This is a genomic window from Shimia thalassica (assembly GCF_001458215.1).
Classification (GTDB): domain Bacteria; phylum Pseudomonadota; class Alphaproteobacteria; order Rhodobacterales; family Rhodobacteraceae; genus Shimia; species Shimia thalassica.
Genome location: NZ_CYTW01000004.1, coordinates 322,149 through 340,553 on the forward strand (window position 1 = coordinate 322,149; position 18,405 = coordinate 340,553).

Below are 18,405 nucleotides of genomic sequence, written 5' to 3' on the forward strand. Positions count from 1 at the left end.
TCCAAAAGAAAGCGGGCCGGACAAGATTGCCCGACCCGCGTAAAACATCAAGGCTGATGCGTGGTTTAGCCCACCTTGCACGCAGCGAGGATTGCCATGTTCAGAATGTCGTTTGCTGTCGACCCTGTTGAACAGATCTGGATCGATTGATCCACACCCGCCAAAATTGGACCGATGACCGTCGCGCCCGCCATTTCCTGCATCAACTTGGTCGAAATCGATGCCGAGTGGCGTGCCGGGACAACCAGAATGTTTGCCGGACCTGTCAGACGCTGGAAAGGATAGCTTTCCTGCGCCTTTGGGTTCAGCGCCACATCCACAGTCATTTCACCTTCGTACTCGAAATCGACACCGCGTCGATCCAGAACTTTGGGCGCAAGATGCATCTTTTCGGCGCGCTCGGACACGGGATAGCCAAAGGTCGAGAAGCTGACAAAGGCCACGCGCGGTTCGAGACCGATGTGACGGGCCACGCCAGCGGCGCGCTCCGCAATGTTGCCCAAGTCTTCTTCGTTTGGCCATTCATGGACCAGCGTATCCGCGACAAGAACGATACGGCCATTGTGCAAGAGAGCGGTGACACCAACGGCACCGTGTTCCGCATCGGCATCAAACACGTGATTTACCAATTGCAAAACATGCGCGGATTTCCGGGTTGCGCCAGTCACAAGCGCATCGCCGTGGCCGTGTTGCAGCATCAAGGATGCAAACACATGGCGGTCACGCGCGGCAAGTTTGAACACGTCGTGACGGTCAAAACCCTTACGCTGAAGGCGGCTGTACAAGAAATCAACGTAAGTCTCGAGATGGCGTGTGTTCTTGGCGTTCACCACTTCGATCTCGCGGACGGCGTCCCCAAGACCGGCTTCTTCAAGCTTGCGTTTGACATCTTCTTCACGACCGACAACCAGAGCTTTGCCAAGGCCTGACCGTTGATAGGTGACCGCAGCCCGCAAAACGCGTGGATCGTCGCCTTCGGCAAAGATCATGCGCGCCTGTGCATTTCGTGCGCGTGCATTCAGCCCACGCAGGATAGACGCGGTTGGGTCCATGCGGGATTTTAGGTTTTCCTGATAACCATCCATGTCGATGATCGGGCGCCGTGCAACACCGGTGTCCATGCCAGCCTTGGCAACGGCTGGCGGAATACGGTGGATCAGACGCGGATCAAACGGTGTTGGAATGATGTAATCGCGGCCAAACGAGAGTTTGCGACCATAGGCCATGGCAACTTCATCCGGCACATCTTCGCGTGCGAGTTCGGCAAGCGCCTCTGCGCAGGCGATCTTCATTTCGTCGTTGATGGCCCGTGCGTGGATGTCCAGCGCACCGCGGAACAGGTATGGGAAACCCAGCACGTTGTTGACCTGGTTTGGATAGTCCGAACGACCTGTTGCGACGATGGCGTCTGCGCGAATGGCATGCGCCTCTTCGGGGGTGATTTCCGGATCTGGGTTCGCCATGGCAAAAATCACGGGATCATCAGCCATCGAGGCAACCATATCAGCCGTCACCGCACCCTTAACCGAAACGCCAAGAAACACATCGGCGTCTTTCATGGCTTCTTCGAGGGTGCGCAGATCGGTGGCAACGGCGTGTGCCGATTTCCACTGGTTCATACCGGCGGTGCGGCCCTGATAGATCACACCTTTGGTATCGCAGACGATACAGTTTTCATGGCGCGCACCCATGGATTTCAGCAGTTCGATACAGGCGATCCCTGCGGCCCCTGCCCCGTTCAGCACGATTTTGCAGTCTTCGATCTTTTTGCCCGAGATCGTCAGCGCGTTCAAAAGACCCGCAGCACAGATCACGGCAGTGCCGTGTTGATCATCGTGGAAGACGGGAATGTCCATTTCTTCCTTGAGGCGCTGCTCGATGATGAAGCACTCGGGGGCTTTGATATCTTCGAGGTTGATGCCACCAAAGGTGGGGCCCATCAAACGCACGGCATTACAGAAGGCGTCCGGATCTTCAGTGTCGAGTTCGATATCAATCGAGTTCACATCCGCAAACCGTTTGAAAAGGACCGACTTGCCCTCCATCACCGGTTTCGAGCCCAGCGCGCCAAGGTTACCAAGACCCAGAACAGCCGTACCGTTCGAGATCACGGCAACGAGGTTGCCTTTGTTGGTATAATCATACGCAAGCGCAGGGTTCTCGGCGATCGCCTCACATGGCACGGCGACACCCGGAGAATAAGCCAGCGACAGGTCGCGCTGTGTGGTCATCGGGACCGTTGCCTTGATCTCGAACTTGCCGGGAGTCGGCTCGAGGTGGAAGGCAAGTGCCTCTTCTGCGGTGACTTTGGTCTTTGCCATTTTCAGGGTTTCCTCCGGATAGCTAGCCGCCTCATAGCGCAGGCGGTTTAATGTCACAACCAAAAGCACTTTCGCCTTTCGCCGCAGGGCCTGATTTTGTTAAGTCATGAGGCCAAATCAGGGGGAAATTCGACCGTGAGCGCAGCAAAGCCAGCCGTTACACCGATGATGGCACAATATCTCGAGATCAAAGCGGACCACCCCGATGCTTTGTTGTTTTACCGCATGGGTGATTTTTACGAGATGTTCTTTGATGATGCCGTCGCCGCGGCCGAAGCTTTGGACATTGCGTTAACCAAGCGTGGCAAGCACGAAGGATCGGAAATTCCGATGTGCGGTGTACCCCATCATGCGGCCGAGGGATATTTCCTGACCCTGATCCGCAAGGGGTTTCGAGTCGCGGTCTGTGAACAGATGGAAAGCCCTGCCGAGGCCAAGAAGCGTGGCTATAAGGCCGTGGTCAAACGGGAAGTGGTGCGTTTGGTGACACCTGGCACGCTCACCGAAGATTCCCTGCTTGATGCGCGGCGGCACAACTTTTTGGCGGCCTATGTGCAGGTCCGCGACGAAGCCGCGCTGGCCTGGGTCGATATTTCGACGGGCAGCTTGCACGTTATGCCGATCACCCCGGTCCGTCTTGGGGCAGAACTGGCGCGCCTTGCCCCATCCGAGATGTTGATCGCAGAGGGTTCAGAGTCTGATTTGGCTGAAACAGTCTCTGATATGGGCGTTCCACTGACCCCTGTTTCACGTGGATCACTTGATTCCACCTCGGCCGAAAAAAGGGTTTCGGGCCTCTTCAAAACCAACTCTTTGGCGGCGTTCGGAGCGTTTGAGCGCGCTGAAATTGGCGCGCTTGGGGCGATTGTCGATTATCTGGAGCTGACGCAGAAAGGTAAAATTCCGATCTTGCGGCCGCCGCAACGAGAAGCGGTTGGAGGCACAATGCAAATTGATGCCGCAACGCGTCGGAACCTCGAACTGACACACGCGCTTTCTGGTGGCAAAGCGGGATCGTTGCTTAGCACGATTGATCGCACCGTGACCGCAGGCGGCGCGCGTCTTCTTGAACGTCGGGTGTCTTCGCCATCCATGTCGCTTGATACCGTGCTGGGCCGGCTGGATGCGGTGACTTACTTTTACGAAAACCGCAGCGCCGCAACAGAGCTGCGCGAGAGCCTGAAGCGTGTGCCGGATCTGGACCGCGCCCTGTCACGCCTATCTTTGGATCGCGGCGGTCCTCGAGACCTCGCCGCGGTTCGAAATGGCCTGTCTCAAGCAGAACAAATCACGGAGACCGCGCAGTTTGACGCGCTTCCTGCGTTGCTTCGGGATGCATTGAAAAATCTTGAAGGGCACGCCGACCTCAATGATCTTCTGGATCAGGCGCTGGTGTCCGAGCCCCCCCTTCTTGCGCGTGATGGCGGTTTCATTGCCCCCGGTTTTGATGAAGACCTTGATGAAAGCAGGCGTCTTCGTGATGAGGGGCGCGGCGTGATTGCAGCGATGCAGGCGCAATACAGTGAACAAACCGGCATTCAGGCGCTCAAGATCAAGCACAACAATGTTCTGGGGTATTTCATCGAAACCACGGCCAAACATGCCGAGACCATGATGTCAGCGCCCCTGTCGGAAACCTTTATTCACCGACAAACCACCGCCAATCAGGTGCGTTTTACCACGGTTGAGCTGAGCGAGATGGAAACCAAAATCCTGAACGCGGGCAACCGGTCGCTCGAGATTGAAAAGGGGTTCTTTGAAACACTGCGTCAGGCTGTTCTGAAAAATGCAGGGCCTATTGCGGCCACGGCGCGGGCATTGGCAGAATTTGACCTGAGCACCGCGTTGGCAGATCTTGCCATTGGCGAGAACTGGACACGTGCCGAGGTCAACAACAGCCGGGATTTTCATATCCAAGGCGGGCGCCACCCTGTTGTTGAGGCTGCGTTGCGCCAGCAAGGCGGACAGCCGTTTGTTGCCAATGATTGCGATTTGTCAGGTGGAACCGAAAGCAGCATTTGGCTGTTAACAGGTCCTAACATGGCGGGTAAGTCGACTTTCTTGCGGCAAAACGCATTGATTGCGCTGCTTGCGCAGATGGGAAGCTATGTTCCGGCAACGCAGGCCCGTATTGGTCTTGTGTCGCAATTGTTCAGCCGTGTTGGCGCGTCAGACGATCTCGCGCGCGGACGGTCGACGTTTATGGTCGAGATGGTGGAAACTGCTGCGATCCTCAATCAGGCAGACGATCGCGCCCTTGTTATCCTTGATGAGATTGGTCGCGGCACGGCAACCTATGACGGCCTGTCTATCGCATGGGCCACGCTGGAACATCTGCACGAGGTGAACCAATCTCGCGCCCTGTTCGCCACCCATTATCATGAGATGACCGCTCTTTCCGAAAAGCTGGATCATGTGGACAACGCCACCGTTGCGGTCAAGGAGTGGGATGGGGAAGTTATCTTTCTGCACGAGGTTCGCAAAGGCGCCGCTGACCGGTCTTATGGTGTGCAGGTTGCACAGCTTGCCGGACTGCCGCCCGCAGTTGTGAACCGCGCACGAGAAGTCCTCGACCAGTTGGAAAAGAACGAACGCGAGGGACCGGCACAAAAGGCATTGATCGACGACCTGCCCCTGTTTGCAGCCAGCCCCGCACCGCAACCCGTGGCACCTAGTGGTCCGTCGGAAGTGGAAGAGTTATTGGACACCATCCTGCCGGATGAGCTTAGCCCACGCGAAGCCCTCCAGATTCTTTATGAACTAAAAGATAAGCGCGGCTGATTACCAGCTGCCGCTTGCCCCGCCACCGCTGGACGAGCCACCCCCGAAAGAAGATGAAGACGACGAGGACGACGTCTTTTTCGGGATGGTACGGGTTACTGAATAATTGTCGTGGCAGTGGTGACAGGTATAGTCGATGCGTTTTCGACCGGTAGACGAGGTGGTCGCGCTTTCGAGAATGGTTTCGTCACCTTCCAGCGTTTGATATCCACAGCTTCGGCAGGCACCGAACCGTGAAAACCATGATTTATAGGCTTCTATCGTGACATGCTGGCAAATTTGGCACTGCCAGACATCGTAATCGATGCTGTCCAACTGCTCTTCGGTGATCTGTCCGGGCTGCAGATGGTTGTCATCCCAATGTTCATCCAGACGAACCATGTCGGTTTTGTCATAAGGACATTTCCGTGTGTGGTTGCGCTGCCAGCTGCGGAACAGCTTGACGGGGATGGCGGCAAAGGGCGCAAGGATGAGCCATATCCAGGCCCCAAGGTTTTCAAGAACCCGCTTTGCACCAGCGAGTGCTTTTTCGGACCCCGACATCTCTGATTCACCGGGATAGGCGCCGGTCAGATCACGTATGACCTGATCCACCCCCCTGTTGATGCCCTCGAAATAGGCGTCACTTCGAAACTTCGGTACGATCGTGTGGTCGATGATGTCCTTCATCGCGTCGTTCTTGGTTGTGCCGTATCCCGACCCCACCTCAATTCGCATGAGACGGTCGTTCACCGCGACAAGCATCAAAATGCCGTCATTGCGCTCTGCGTTTCCTACGCCCCATGTGTTGAACAGGCCTGTGGCAAAGGGCTCGATGGCCCCAGCGTGACCGTAATCCGTCATGCTGTGAATGGTTACGACGGTAAATTCGATATCGTGCTGCGTGCGCAGGTCTTCCAGTTTATTGCGAATTTCCTGTGCCTGTTCCGTGCTGAACAGGTTGGCAAAGTCATTCACGTAGACTTCGCTATAATCTGGATAGGTCTGTGCTCTGGCGTGTCCGACGACAAGTAGGGTTGCCAGAACAGCAGCAAAAATTGTTTTGAGAAATCCGACCAAGAAAAAAGCCTCCCGTTGGGGAGGCTTTTATCAGATTAACCGGGGTTTGACGACACACCCACCTGCGCGGGGCGCAGCAACCGGTCATGAAGCATGAACCCTTCTGCTGATACCTGAATGATATCGCCGGATTTCGTGCCGGGCAGCGGCGCCTCGAACATCGCTTCGTGGATCTTTGGATCGAACTTGTCACCCACTTCAGGAGACAACACCTCGATGCCGTGTTTCTTGAAGACGTTGAGCAGCTCGCGCATGGTGAGCTGGATACCTTCGATCAAAGCAGCCGAAGCTTCCTTTTGTTCGTCGGTGATCGATTCAACGGCACGTTTCATGTTGTCATAGACGGGCAGCATATCGCGGGCCAGCTTTGATCCGCCGTATTGTTCGGCGTCACGGCGTGCTTTCTCGCCGCGTTTACGCACGTTTTCAGCGTCCGCCAGCGCGCGCATGAACTTGTCGCGGTATTCGTCGCGTTCGGCGCGCAGTTCGTCCAGTTCAATCGCTTCATCGTTCAATTCATCAAGCGATTGCGCAAATTCTTCTGCCTCGGCTTCTGCGAGGTCATCCAGAAAATCGTTTTCTTTCGGCTCAGCCATCTCTCTACCTTTACCCCCGATCAGAAATCAGTTTCCCAACCAGTTGTGCCGTGTAATCAACAATCGGCACGATCCGTCCATAATTCAGGCGCTTGGGTCCGATGACACCGACTGCGCCCACAATCTTTCGATCAGCGTTCATATAAGGAGACACCACCAAAGAGGAACCCGAAAGTGAAAAAAGTTTGTTCTCAGAGCCAATAAAAATGCGCACACCGTCGCCATCTTCGGCCAGTTCAAGGAATTCTGCGATGTCTCGCTTGCGTTCCAGGTCATCAAACAGGGTCCGGATACGTTCCAGATCGGCCTCTTCTTCGTCAGTTCCCAGCAAATTGGCACGGCCCCGCACAATCAACCGATCGTGTGAGTCGTCTTCCCCAGCCCAAAGCGCCAGCCCGTTCTCGACTAGGTCACGCGCCAAAGTATCAATTTCCTGTCGGCGGGCGGCAATCTCTTTCTTGATGACCGATTGAAACTCCGAAAGGGTCCGCCCCTCGATCACCGCGTTCAGGAAATTCGCGGCCTCTCTCATAGAGCTTGGCGTTTGACCGGGCGGAGGCGTGAACAGGCGATTTTCAACATGTCCGTCAGCGAACACCAGAACAACAAGCGCGCGATTCTGGGCGAGGCTCACAAACTCGATATGTTTGATCGGGGCTTCGTGTTTTGGCGCCAAAACAAGCGAAGCGCCATGCGTCACACCAGACAGCGCAGACCCAATCCGATCCAGCATGCCGCCCACATCGGCCGAGTTGTCGCCCAAAGTGGCGTCGATCTTCTGGCGATCCGTGATGTCGGGGTCGCTGACTTCTAACAAGCCGTCCACGAACATACGCAAACCATTTTGCGTTGGGATGCGCCCTGCACTGATATGCGGACTGTCTAAAAGACCAAGAAGTTCCAGATCCTGCATGACGTTACGGATTGTGGCGGCCGAAACTTTTTCTGACATGGCCCGCGTGAGCGTGCGCGATCCGACAGGATCGCCGGTGTCCAGATACCCCTCAACCACCCTGCGAAACACTTCGCGAGAACGATCATTCATCTCTTCCAGAATACGGGTACTGTCACTCATGGGTCATCCTTGTATCGTAAACCATTAAATGCGCCTTGCGGGAAAGGTCAATCGGGGTTGCGTTCGAACCTCTCCGCCCTGTATCCCACTGGCCAAGCTATAAAGGAAATTCACCATGCGTCCTTCGGGAAGAGAACTGAATGAAATGCGCCAGGTTTCGATTGAAACCAATGTGACGAAACACGCCGAAGGCTCTTGCATGATCAAGATCGGCGATACGCATGTTTTGTGTACGGCATCGCTCGAGACGCGCGTGCCTCCTTTTATGAAGGGATCGGGTCTTGGTTGGGTGACCGCGGAATACGGTATGCTTCCCCGCTCGACGTCGTCGCGAATGCGTCGCGAAGCCGCAGCCGGCAAACAAGGCGGTCGTACAGTTGAAATTCAACGCTTGATTGGCCGAAGCTTGCGCGCGGGTGTTGATCGCGTGGCCATGGGTGAACGTCAGATCACAGTCGATTGTGACGTTATTCAAGCAGACGGCGGAACACGCTGTGCGTCAGTCACGGGTGGTTGGGTTGCCCTTCGTCTGGCGGTGAACAAGCTCATGAAGGCGGGTGACATCATCACCGATCCGCTTGTTTCTCCTGTCGCGGCGGTCTCTTGCGGTATCTATGCCGGCCAGCCGGTTCTTGATCTGGATTACCCTGAAGATTCCGAAGCCGGTGTTGATGGCAACTTTATCATGCTTGGCAACAAACAGATGATCGAAACCCAGATGAGCGCCGAAGGGTCCACCTATTCGCGCGATCAGATGAACCAGCTTCTTGATCTGGCCGAAAAGGGTGTGGACGAGCTGGTCGCGGCACAGTTGGCAGCAACAGCATGACCCGCAAGTTCGAAGGGGACACTTTGCTTGTCGCGACGCACAACAAAGGCAAGCTCGAGGAGATGGCACATCTTCTTGAGCCCTTTGGCGTGAAAGTTGTGGGCGCAGGCGAAATGAACCTGCCCGAGCCCGAAGAAACAGAAGATACATTTGTTGGTAACGCGCGGATCAAGGCCCACGCGGCAGCCAGCGCAACTGGCCTACCTGCGCTGTCTGATGATTCCGGTATTACCATTGATGCCCTTGATGGCGCCCCTGGCGTTTACACCGCCGATTGGGCAGAAACCGAGAACGGCCGCGACTTTATGCTGGCCATGACGCGCGCCAATGATGCTTTGGAAGCGAAAAACGCGGCCCATCCAAGGCTCGCCCAATTCCGGTGCACGCTTGTGTTGGCCTGGCCAGATGGACACGATGAAGTGTTTAAAGGCGTAGCGCCCGGTCATCTCGTCTGGCCCATTCGCGGGAAAGACGGGTTTGGATATGATCCAATGTTCATTCCTGATGGGTATGATGTCACTTTTGCCGAGATGGATCGTTGGGAAAAGAACAAGATTAGCCACCGCGGATTTGCCGTAGCAAAGTTTGTCGAAGGTTGTTTTGACTGAAGATTGGAAAAATGGAGGCTTCGGCCTCTATATCCACTGGCCTTTTTGCGAGGCCAAGTGCCCCTACTGTGACTTTAACAGTCATGTTTCCAGAGAAATCGATCAATCAAGGTGGCTTAGAGCCTATCTTCAAGAGCTTGACCGGGTTGCCGAGGATACCCCAGATCGCGTTTTGAACACCGTTTTCTTTGGTGGCGGCACCCCGAGTTTGATGGAACCAGATGTGGTTGCCACCATTCTCGAACGGATTCGGCGTTTGTGGCCCACGTCGAACGATATGGAAATCACCCTTGAAGCGAACCCGGGATCGGTCGAGGCCACTCGGTTTCGGGGATACCGTCAAGGCGGCGTAAATCGCATTTCCATGGGAATTCAGGCTCTGAATAACCATGATTTGAAAAAACTGGGCCGAATTCACAGCGTTGAAGAAGCGATAGCAGCCTTTGATATCGCGAGGGATACATTTGATCGTGTCAGCTTTGATCTGATCTATGCCCGTCAGGATCAAACCCTGAAGCAATGGGAAGCAGAACTTCAACAGGCCCTGTCGATGGCAATTGATCACCTGTCTTTGTACCAGCTGACTGTTGAAGAAGGCACGGCGTTTGGAGATCGCTACGAGCGCGGCAAACTTCGCGGGCTACCTGCTGATGATCTCGCAGCGGACATGTATGAGATGACCGAAGCCATCTGCAAAGAGCACGGGTTTGAAGCCTATGAAGTCTCTAACTATGCCAAACCCGGGTATGAATCGCGACATAACCAGATCTATTGGCGTTATGGAGATTATGCGGGAATTGGGCCCGGTGCCCATGCCCGGATGACGATAAACGGGGTCAAATACGCCGTTGAAAACTGGCGCAACCCTGAACGCTGGTTGTCAGCCGTACAGGACGGCACAGGAGAAAATGTGCGGGATATCGTTGATCCCGAAGGCCAGTCCATTGAATTCTTGTTAATGGGGCTACGTTTAAACGAAGGTATTGATCTTTCACGTTATGAAGGCCTTGCCGGACATAAACTCAATGAGGCCAAAGTTGATGCACTGCGTGAAATGGGGATGGTTTACACAGAAAATCAAAGGCTTAAGGTGAAACCTAAAGGTCGAATGGTCCTTAATGCTGTATTGTCAGAATTATTGGTAGATTAAGTCATGCGGTATCTGTGGGCACTGTTCGGTCTTCTTGCTCTTGCACTGGGAACAATTGGAATCGTTGCCCCGCTCTTGCCGACCGTTCCCTTTTTACTTTTGGCCGCGTTTTGCTTTTCTAAATCTTCTGAACGGTTGCACAATTGGCTGCTCTCGCACCCAACTTTTGGACCCCCGATCGCCGATTGGAATGAGAGAGGCGCAATCAGCCTTGCCGCGAAACGGCTTGCCACCATTTCGATTGTTGTCGTCTTTGGAATTTCAATCGCAATTGGGTTGCGCACAACCCTTTTGCTTATTCAGGCCGCAACGCTCAGCTGTGTTTTACTGTTTATATGGACGCGACCTAATTCGTAGACGTCAGGATCCGACAAATTTCATCCAGTTGATCCAAAGAGGCGTATTTGATTGTTACATGGCCAGTTTCGCCGCCAAGCTTGTGATCAACCAATACCTTCATACCAAGATTTGCGGACAAATCTCCTTCGAGCGCAATTGTATCTGCGTCTTTCTTGGCCTTTTCGACGGGTCTTTGCGGCTTATCACCAGCCGTCTTGTTTGCCGCTGACTTGGCCAAAGCCTCGGTTTGACGCACGGAAAGGCCGCCTTTGACAACCTTTTTGGCCAAAAGAGAGGGATCTTCGGACGTAATTAGCGCCCGCGCATGACCTGTGGACAGATCGCCGGCTTTCAAAAGAACAAGAACATCGTCAGGAAGCTGCAAAAGACGCATCAAATTCGCGATGTGGCTTCGGCTTTTACCCAATGCCTCGGAAAGTTTTTCCTGAGTGTGCCCAAATCGGTCCATCAACGCACGATACCCAGCCGCTTCCTCAACCGGGTTAAGGTCAGCGCGCTGAATGTTTTCAATAATGGCAATCTCGAGAACTTCTGTGTCGTCGTATTCGCGCACAACAACAGGAAGTTGATGAAGCTGAGCCATCTGTGACGCACGCCAACGGCGTTCACCTGCAACGATTTCAAACGTCCCGCCCTCTTGCTCGCGCACGATAAGAGGCTGAATCACACCCTTTTCGCGAATTGATGCGGCGAGTTCTTCAAGCTGGTCTTCCGTAAAATCCCGTCTTGGCTGATCGGGGTTCGGAACAACCTTTTCGATCGGAACAAACATATCCGCCCGGCGCGAGGTCTCTGCATCAGGTGGCGTCTGGTCTTCTGTAACATCTGCCATCAGCGCGGAAAGGCCACGGCCCAAACCGCGTGTTTTAGTCTTTTTCGAAGCCATTTTCGCCTCCCCTTTATGCGGCAAGTGTCAGCTGTTTGTTCAAAAGCTCTTTTGCAAGGGCGCGATACGCCTCAGCACCTTTTGAACTTGGATCATACTGTAGAACCGGTTGCGCAAAAGATGGGGCTTCGGAAACACGCACGTTGCGCGGAATTTTCGTTTCGAAAACCAGTTCCCCAAGATTATCACGCGCGTCCTGCTCTACTTGTTGAGAAAGATTGTTCCGGGCATCAAACATCGTCAGAACAATGCCTTCGATACGCAGCTTGGTATTCGCGGTTTGCCGAACTTCCCGCACCGTCAACATCAGCTGGGACAGGCCCTCAAGTGCAAAAAATTCACTTTGCAGCGGAATCAGCACAGAATGAGCGGCAATCATCGCGTTTACCGTCAAAAGGTTAAGCGATGGCGGACAATCAATCAGGACATAATCCCAGTCATATGTGTCCATCGCGGGCTGTCGCAGCGCATCGTGCAGAAGAAAGCTTCGTTTTTCGTTGGAAATAAGCTCAATATCGGCAGAACTCAGATCAACGGTCGCCGGAATGATCGACATTCCGTCCAGTTCTGTAGGCTGAATGACGTCCGCCAGTTCAGCATCTTCCACCAAGAGATCGTATGTCGTAAATTCCCGATCCTGACTTTCGATCCCGAGGCCGGTCGAGGCGTTCCCCTGGGGGTCAAGATCGACGACCAGAACACGATTTCCAGTTTCCTGAAGCGCGGCGGCAAGATTGATGGTGGTCGTTGTTTTGCCAACGCCCCCCTTTTGGTTTGCAACCGCAATGATCTTTGGGCCTTGTGGGCGGGTGGGATCAGACACGTCTAATTTCTCCAACCTTAAGAATAACGGCTTCGGGTTCAGTCTTACTTTTAATTGCGTCGTATTTGAAAGACCACGATTCCTGCGCCAGCTTCACTTCTTTTTGCCAAGTGGCACCTTTTGGGAACAATGCAATGCCGCGTTCGCCTAAATGCCGTTCGGAGAATTCAAAAAGAAGCGATAGATCCGCAAGTGCTCTTGCTGACAAAACATCTGCTCTTTGGGGGTCTGCCTTCTCAATACGTTCGGACAAAACGGTGGCCGGAACCTCGGTTTCGCGCAAGACGGTCCTAAGAAACGCGCATTTTCTCTGATCGCTTTCGATCAGGGTGATTTTCCTAGAATTTGCGTTTTCGGCCGACAGTATGGCGATCACAAGCCCGGGAAATCCACCGCCACTGCCGATATCTACCCAATTTTGCGCATTTTCTGGTGGCAACTCATAGATTTGAGCGGAATCCAGAATGTGCCTCATCCAAAGATCTTTGAGGGATGACTTTGAAACCAGATTGATTTTTGGATTCCACTTTTCAAGCAGGCTCGACAACAACAAAAGCTTTTCGGATGTTTCACGTGAAACATTCAGTTGTGCCAAAACCTCTTTAGCGCCATTCATCACGCAGATTTACTCCTTCTGATCTGCTTTAACTTAGCAAGGATCAAAGTTAATGCTGCTGGTGTCATCCCGTCAATGCGTCCCGCCTGCCCCAGGTTTCCCGGACGAACATGCTCAAGTTTGGATTTGAGTTCGTTGGAAAGACCGTCAACACCGCCAAAATCAAAATCGGATGGAATAGACTGATTCTCATCGCGCTTCATTGCCTCAACGTCGCGCTGTTGACGTTGGATGTAGTTGGCGTAAAGGGAATCTCTTTCCAACTGTTGACGAACCTCTTCATCAACAGACGAAAACCTGTCGTCCAACGGAGTGATATCTGAATAAGATACCTCAGGAAACGCGAGAACCTGATAGGCCGTTCGTTTGCTGCCATCCCGGTTGACGGAAATTCCTGCTTCGCTCAATTGCTTTGGCGTAAAGGGTGTCTCTTCAAGTAGAGACTTTGCAGAAGCAAGACGTTCCTTTTTGTTTTCAAAGACTTCTTTCCTCTGCTCACTCACAAGACCAAGATCAATACCAACTGGCGTGAGGCGTTGATCTGCGTTGTCCGCCCTCAAAGAGAGACGAAACTCAGCGCGAGATGTAAACATACGATAAGGTTCAGTGACCCCTCGTGTCACAAGGTCATCGACCATTACCCCAATATAGCTGTCAGATCGGCTAAACGTTTTTGGATCTTTCCCTTGAGCTGACAATGCTGCATTCAAACCAGCCACCAAACCCTGAGCCGCCGCTTCTTCATAGCCGGTCGTCCCGTTGATCTGTCCCGCGAGGTATAGGCCAGGCACATTCTTTACTTGCAATGTACCGTCAAGAGACCGCGGATCGACATAGTCATATTCAATCGCATATCCAGGTTGAAGAATTTCGCAGTTCTCCAAGCCGCGCATCGAATGGACATAATTATCCTGCACATCCACGGGTAAAGAGGTGGATATTCCATTGGGATACACGGTATCGTCATCAAGTCCCTCGGGTTCAAGGAAAACCTGATGGGAGGTTTTGTCGGCAAATCTAACAATCTTGTCTTCGATCGAAGGGCAATACCTGGGACCTACGCCTTCAATGTGACCACCGTACATAGCGGATCTATCAAGATTTTCCCGAATGATATCATGGGTTTGCTCATTCGTGTGGGTGATCCCACAAGACACCTGTTTGGCGAATGGAGCTTTATTCAGGAATGAGAAAACAACCGGCTCATCATCTCCGGGTTGGCTCTCAAGGATATCCCAATTGATCGTCTTTCCATTCAAACGGGGTGGCGTTCCGGTCTTCAAGCGCCCCAAGGGAAGGTCGAAACCGTCAATCCTCTCGGCAAGTTTGACGGACGCGTTATCCCCCATACGGCCACCCGAACGGGACACATCCCCGATGTGAATGACACCTCGCAGAAACGTACCGGTCGTTAAAACAACCGCATGCGCGGACACTTCGGACCCATCGGCGAGGATAATCCCGCGAACAGCATCGCCATCCATCAGGAAGTCGGTGGCTTCACCCTCAACAATAGTGAGGTTTTCAATAGCAAGGATTTCAGCCAACATGCTCTCGCGATAGATCTTTCTATCCGCTTGGGCGCGCGGGCCCTGCACTGCTGGCCCTTTTCTGCGATTAAGAAGCCGAAATTGAATACCAGCTTGATCGGCCACGCGTCCCATGAGGCCGTCCAAGGCGTCAATTTCGCGAACCAAGTGCCCCTTTCCAAGCCCACCAATTGCAGGATTGCACGACATTACGCCGATTCCAGAGGTTTTCAGTGTGATCAGCGCGGTTTTGGCGCCCATTCTTGCTGATCCGGCTGCAGCGTCTGCACCGGCATGTCCGCCTCCAACAACGATGACATCAAAATGTTTCACGTGAAACACTCCTTACTTACCGATACAAAAGCTTGAAAAGATTTCGTCCAACAGGTTCTCGACATCTACGCGACCAACGATTGAATCCAAAGCCCGAATCGCAGTTCGTATCTCTTCGGCAGCAATTTCATAGCTATCCGGCCCCAACGCAACAACGGCCCTGGCCGAAGTCAAACTGTCTTGGGCACCTAACATCGCCCTGCGATGGCGTTCTCTGGTAGCGATTCCAGACCGTGCCGCCTTGGAGGAAAGTACTTCAGTGATGTCGCGGACAAGTTCATTCACACCCTGCCCCGTCTTTCCAGACACAGCGTCTGGCACATCTTCAAGGGTATCGGCCTTTGCCGCGCGTACGATATCGCCAGAAAACGGTTCAAAGTCCGGCTTTTCACCGGATTCGATCAAAAAGACGCGCAGATCGGCGTTAGCTGCGCGTTCTTTCGCGCGCTCGATACCGATACCTTCAACGTGATCTTCTGTCTCTCTGAGACCAGCAGTATCCAAGAGAGTGACAGGAAGGCCATTCAATTCCATGCGAACTTCGATGACATCTCGCGTTGTGCCGGCGAATTCAGACGTAATTGCCGCCTCGCGCCCTGCAAGAGCATTCAAAAGGGTGGACTTCCCAACATTTGGCGCCCCGAGAATGGCAACCTCAAACCCTGTTCGGATGCGTTCGGCAGTTTCAACGCCTTCAATTTCCTTTGAAAGTTGGGCCTGAACCCCGGTCAAAAGATCGTTAACCTCGGGTGAAACGTCGACGGGAACCTCTTCGTCCGCGAAATCAATGGTGACCTCAATCAGAGCGGCGGCCCGAATAAGGTTCTCTCGCCATTGGCCGGCAAGATTTCCCAGATCACCCGACAAAACCCGAAGCGCCTGACGACGCTGTGCCTCGGTTTCGGCATCAATCAGGTCAGCAAGGCCCTCGACTTGAGACAAATCCAGACATCCGTTTTCAAGAGCGCGACGCGTAAACTCTCCTGCTTCTGCCAAACGTAAACCATCCATATCGGAAAGCTCGCGCAATACGGCGTTCACCACGGCAACCGAGCCATGCAAATGAAGTTCAAGAACGTCTTCGCCTGTAAAACTGCTTTTCTCTTTGAAGAAAAGGACCAGCGCTTGATCCAAACGGCGCCCTTCGCGGTCTTTCAACAACCGTAAAGAGGCCATTCGCGGTTCCGGAAGATCACCAAACAGCGTTTTTCCAGCGTTTTGAGCCAGAGATCCAGACACACGAACGACAGCGACCCCCGCTTTACCGGGGGCCGTTGCGAGTGCAAAAATCGTGTCAGGCACGTATGCCATTGAAAACCTCTTAGGTGTTCATCGAGTCGAAAAATTCTGTATTCGATTTGGTTTGCTTCAACTTGGAGATCAAGAATTCGATACCGTCTGTGGTACCCATCGGATTAAGGATGCGGCGCAGAACGAAGGTCTTCGCAAGATCAACCTTATCGACAAGCAGCTCTTCTTTCCGCGTACCGGATTTAAGGATATCGATCGCTGGGAAGACGCGTTTGTCAGCAACTTTACGATCCAGAACGATCTCAGAGTTACCCGTACCTTTGAACTCTTCGAAGATCACTTCGTCCATACGGCTTCCTGTATCGATCAATGCAGTCGAGATGATTGTCAGCGAGCCACCCTCTTCGATGTTCCGGGCCGCACCAAAGAAACGCTTGGGACGTTGCAGGGCATTTGCATCAACACCACCTGTCAGAACTTTACCTGACGAAGGCACGACTGTGTTAAACGCTCTACCAAGTCTTGTGATCGAATCGAGAAGAATAACAACATCTCGTTTATGCTCGACCAGACGCTTGGCTTTTTCGATCACCATTTCCGAAACAGCAACGTGACGCGACGCAGGTTCATCAAACGTAGACGAGATGACTTCGCCTTTTACAGACCTTTGCATGTCTGTGACTTCTTCAGGACGTTCATCAATCAGCAAGACGATCAAATAACACTCTGGGTGGTTGGCTTCGATGCTGTGTGCGATGTTTTGCAACAGTACGGTTTTACCAGTCCGCGGCGGCGCAACGATCAAAGACCGCTGTCCTTTACCGATTGGCGCGACAAGATCAATGATACGAGCAGAACGGTCCTTGATGGTGGGATCTTCGATCTCCATCTTCAGGCGCTCGTCAGGATACAGTGGCGTCAGGTTGTCAAACGCAACTTTGTGTTTCGCTTTTTCGGGTGTTTCAAAGTTGATCAGGTGAACAGCCGTGAAAGCAAAATAGCGCTCATTCTCTTCTGGCGCCTTGATCACACCATTTACGGTATCACCCGTCCGCAGGCTGTATTTCCGGATCATTTCCGGGCTGACATAGATATCGTCCGGACCCGGAAGATAGTTTGCCTCGGGGGATCGCAAAAACCCGAATCCATCCTGAAGCACTTCGAGTACACCGTCGCCGGAAATTTCCCATCCATCATCCGCGCGTTCGCGCAGAATCTGGAACATCATTTCGCCTTTTCGCATCGTCGAGGCGTTTTCGATTTCGAGCTCTTCGGCCATAGACAAAAGGTCTTTTGGGCTTTTTGCCTTGAGTTCGGCAAGAGCAAGTTTTTCTGTGGTCATTGGAAACATCCCAAACAGCAAGCCATAAAAACGGCTGTATGCTGCATCTCTATCATCAATTTTATGTCGGAAGACACTCGACCCGGACGGGCCAGTTGCGGGTTACATAAGGACAGAGAGCCGCAGAGTCAATTTTTCTTAGCAAATTTGAGCCAATTCAGAATTTCACGACGACCGAGACAACGATGATGACCATCAAGATTGTCGGGACTTCGTTCATCATTCGATATTGCCGGCCTGTCAGAGTGTTTTCACCACGACCGAATTGTTTTCTTTTGATCATTAGCCAATGATCAAAGGCCGTCATTGCGATGACGCCGAATGCTTTCGTATAGGGCCATACAGACGTCCAGTCGACAATACCCGGGGTGAACACCAGTGCGAGCCCTGCGAGCCACGTTGCGATGCTTGCTGGGGCCATAATGTAGCGCTGAAGCTTGTATTCCATAATGCGGAGCGTTTCATCAAGCTGATCCCCGTTCTGGGCCCTCTCCGCATGATACACGAAGAGACGAGGCAGATAGAAAATACCTGCCATCCACGAAATCACAGCCATGATGTGAAATGCGAGAACGTATTCGTAAATATCCGAGAGGAAGTCAGTCATGTGAATTTTCCGAACCGAGGTGAGCTCTTTACTAATAATAATAAGAAGAAAGAAAAAGGATGATGTTTTTGATGTGTCGTCTTTTTCTTGGGATTATTTACTTTTCAAAAGGGTTTTCCACATTTGGATTATTTGAATTTTTTTGGAAAGATGAAGAGGGACACATTTTGAAAAATTAAACGTGTTCAAATATTTAGCTATGAAACCTACCTAAGGTCAGCTTGTGGAAAACTTTGTGA

General features: G+C 52.8%; 16 protein-coding genes. 5 read left to right on the forward strand and 11 right to left on the reverse strand.

What is annotated here, in order from left to right:
* Nucleotides 1-65: 65 nt before the first annotated feature.
* Nucleotides 66-2,321 (reverse strand): NADP-dependent malic enzyme, encoded by a 2,256-nt coding sequence (locus PH7735_RS16575; RefSeq protein ID WP_058312597.1) that lies wholly within the window; start codon nt 2,319-2,321, stop codon nt 66-68.
* Nucleotides 2,322-2,486: 165 nt separating this feature from the next.
* Here PH7735_RS16575 and mutS point away from each other — a divergent pair, with 165 nt between their 5' ends.
* Complete coding sequence (gene mutS, locus PH7735_RS16580) at nt 2,487-5,102, forward strand: DNA mismatch repair protein MutS (RefSeq protein WP_058312534.1); 2,616 nt, start codon at nt 2,487-2,489, stop codon at nt 5,100-5,102.
* Here mutS and PH7735_RS16585 read toward each other — a convergent pair whose 3' ends face one another.
* From PH7735_RS16585 to hrcA, 3 genes are read right to left on the reverse strand one after another with little or no spacing between them, the layout of a single operon-like run.
* Nucleotides 5,103-6,161 carry a TPM domain-containing protein gene (locus tag PH7735_RS16585; RefSeq protein ID WP_058312535.1) on the reverse strand — a complete coding sequence of 353 codons (1,059 nt, stop codon included), beginning with the start codon at nt 6,159-6,161 and terminating at the stop codon, nt 5,103-5,105.
* A 35-nt stretch (nt 6,162-6,196) separates the two neighbouring features.
* Nucleotides 6,197-6,757 carry a nucleotide exchange factor GrpE gene (locus PH7735_RS16590; RefSeq protein ID WP_058312536.1) on the reverse strand — a complete coding sequence of 187 codons (561 nt, stop codon included), beginning with the start codon at nt 6,755-6,757 and terminating at the stop codon, nt 6,197-6,199.
* Nucleotides 6,758-6,767: 10 nt separating this feature from the next.
* A complete protein-coding gene (gene hrcA, locus PH7735_RS16595; protein ID WP_058312537.1) occupies nt 6,768-7,832 on the reverse strand; it encodes a heat-inducible transcriptional repressor HrcA in 1,065 nt (354 codons plus the stop codon).
* A 115-nt stretch (nt 7,833-7,947) separates the two neighbouring features.
* Here hrcA and rph point away from each other — a divergent pair, with 115 nt between their 5' ends.
* From rph to PH7735_RS16615, 4 genes are read left to right on the forward strand one after another with little or no spacing between them, the layout of a single operon-like run.
* A complete protein-coding gene (rph, locus tag PH7735_RS16600; RefSeq protein ID WP_058312538.1) occupies nt 7,948-8,661 on the forward strand; it encodes a ribonuclease PH in 714 nt (237 codons plus the stop codon).
* Entirely contained in the window at nt 8,658-9,269 is a 612-nt protein-coding gene (gene rdgB, locus PH7735_RS16605) for an RdgB/HAM1 family non-canonical purine NTP pyrophosphatase (protein ID WP_058312539.1), read from the forward strand. The genes rph and rdgB overlap by 4 nt, the downstream gene beginning before the upstream one ends.
* Complete coding sequence (hemW, locus tag PH7735_RS16610) at nt 9,262-10,419, forward strand: radical SAM family heme chaperone HemW (RefSeq protein WP_058312598.1); 1,158 nt, start codon at nt 9,262-9,264, stop codon at nt 10,417-10,419. Before rdgB ends, hemW begins: the two co-directional genes overlap by 8 nt.
* Before the next feature lie 3 nt (nt 10,420-10,422).
* Nucleotides 10,423-10,776, forward strand: coding sequence for a YbaN family protein (locus PH7735_RS16615; protein ID WP_058312540.1), 354 nt, complete (start codon nt 10,423-10,425; stop codon nt 10,774-10,776).
* On the opposite strand, the gene PH7735_RS16620 is transcribed toward PH7735_RS16615, so the two are convergent.
* From PH7735_RS16620 to PH7735_RS16650, 7 genes are all read right to left on the reverse strand, one after another.
* On the reverse strand, nt 10,766-11,665 hold the full coding sequence (locus PH7735_RS16620; RefSeq protein ID WP_058312541.1) for a ParB/RepB/Spo0J family partition protein: 900 nt from the start codon (nt 11,663-11,665) through the stop codon (nt 10,766-10,768). The two genes, PH7735_RS16615 and PH7735_RS16620, sit on opposite strands and share 11 nt — an antisense overlap.
* Nucleotides 11,666-11,678: 13 nt before the next feature.
* Entirely contained in the window at nt 11,679-12,488 is an 810-nt protein-coding gene (locus tag PH7735_RS16625; protein WP_058312542.1) for a ParA family protein, read from the reverse strand.
* Nucleotides 12,481-13,104: a 16S rRNA (guanine(527)-N(7))-methyltransferase RsmG gene (gene rsmG / locus PH7735_RS16630; RefSeq protein WP_058312543.1), complete on the reverse strand. Its 624-nt coding sequence runs from the start codon at nt 13,102-13,104 to the stop codon at nt 12,481-12,483. The genes PH7735_RS16625 and rsmG overlap by 8 nt, the downstream gene beginning before the upstream one ends.
* Nucleotides 13,104-14,966 carry a tRNA uridine-5-carboxymethylaminomethyl(34) synthesis enzyme MnmG gene (gene mnmG, locus PH7735_RS16635; RefSeq protein ID WP_058312599.1) on the reverse strand — a complete coding sequence of 621 codons (1,863 nt, stop codon included), beginning with the start codon at nt 14,964-14,966 and terminating at the stop codon, nt 13,104-13,106. The genes rsmG and mnmG overlap by 1 nt, the downstream gene beginning before the upstream one ends.
* 12 nt (nt 14,967-14,978) lie before the next feature.
* Nucleotides 14,979-16,277, reverse strand: coding sequence for a tRNA uridine-5-carboxymethylaminomethyl(34) synthesis GTPase MnmE (gene mnmE / locus PH7735_RS16640; protein WP_058312544.1), 1,299 nt, complete (start codon nt 16,275-16,277; stop codon nt 14,979-14,981).
* 10 nt (nt 16,278-16,287) lie between these two features.
* Nucleotides 16,288-17,559 (reverse strand): transcription termination factor Rho, encoded by a 1,272-nt coding sequence (gene rho, locus PH7735_RS16645; protein WP_058312600.1) that lies wholly within the window; start codon nt 17,557-17,559, stop codon nt 16,288-16,290.
* Between the two features lie 157 nt (nt 17,560-17,716).
* A complete protein-coding gene (locus PH7735_RS16650; RefSeq protein ID WP_058312545.1) occupies nt 17,717-18,166 on the reverse strand; it encodes a CopD family protein in 450 nt (149 codons plus the stop codon).
* Between the last annotated feature and the right edge of the window lie 239 nt (nt 18,167-18,405).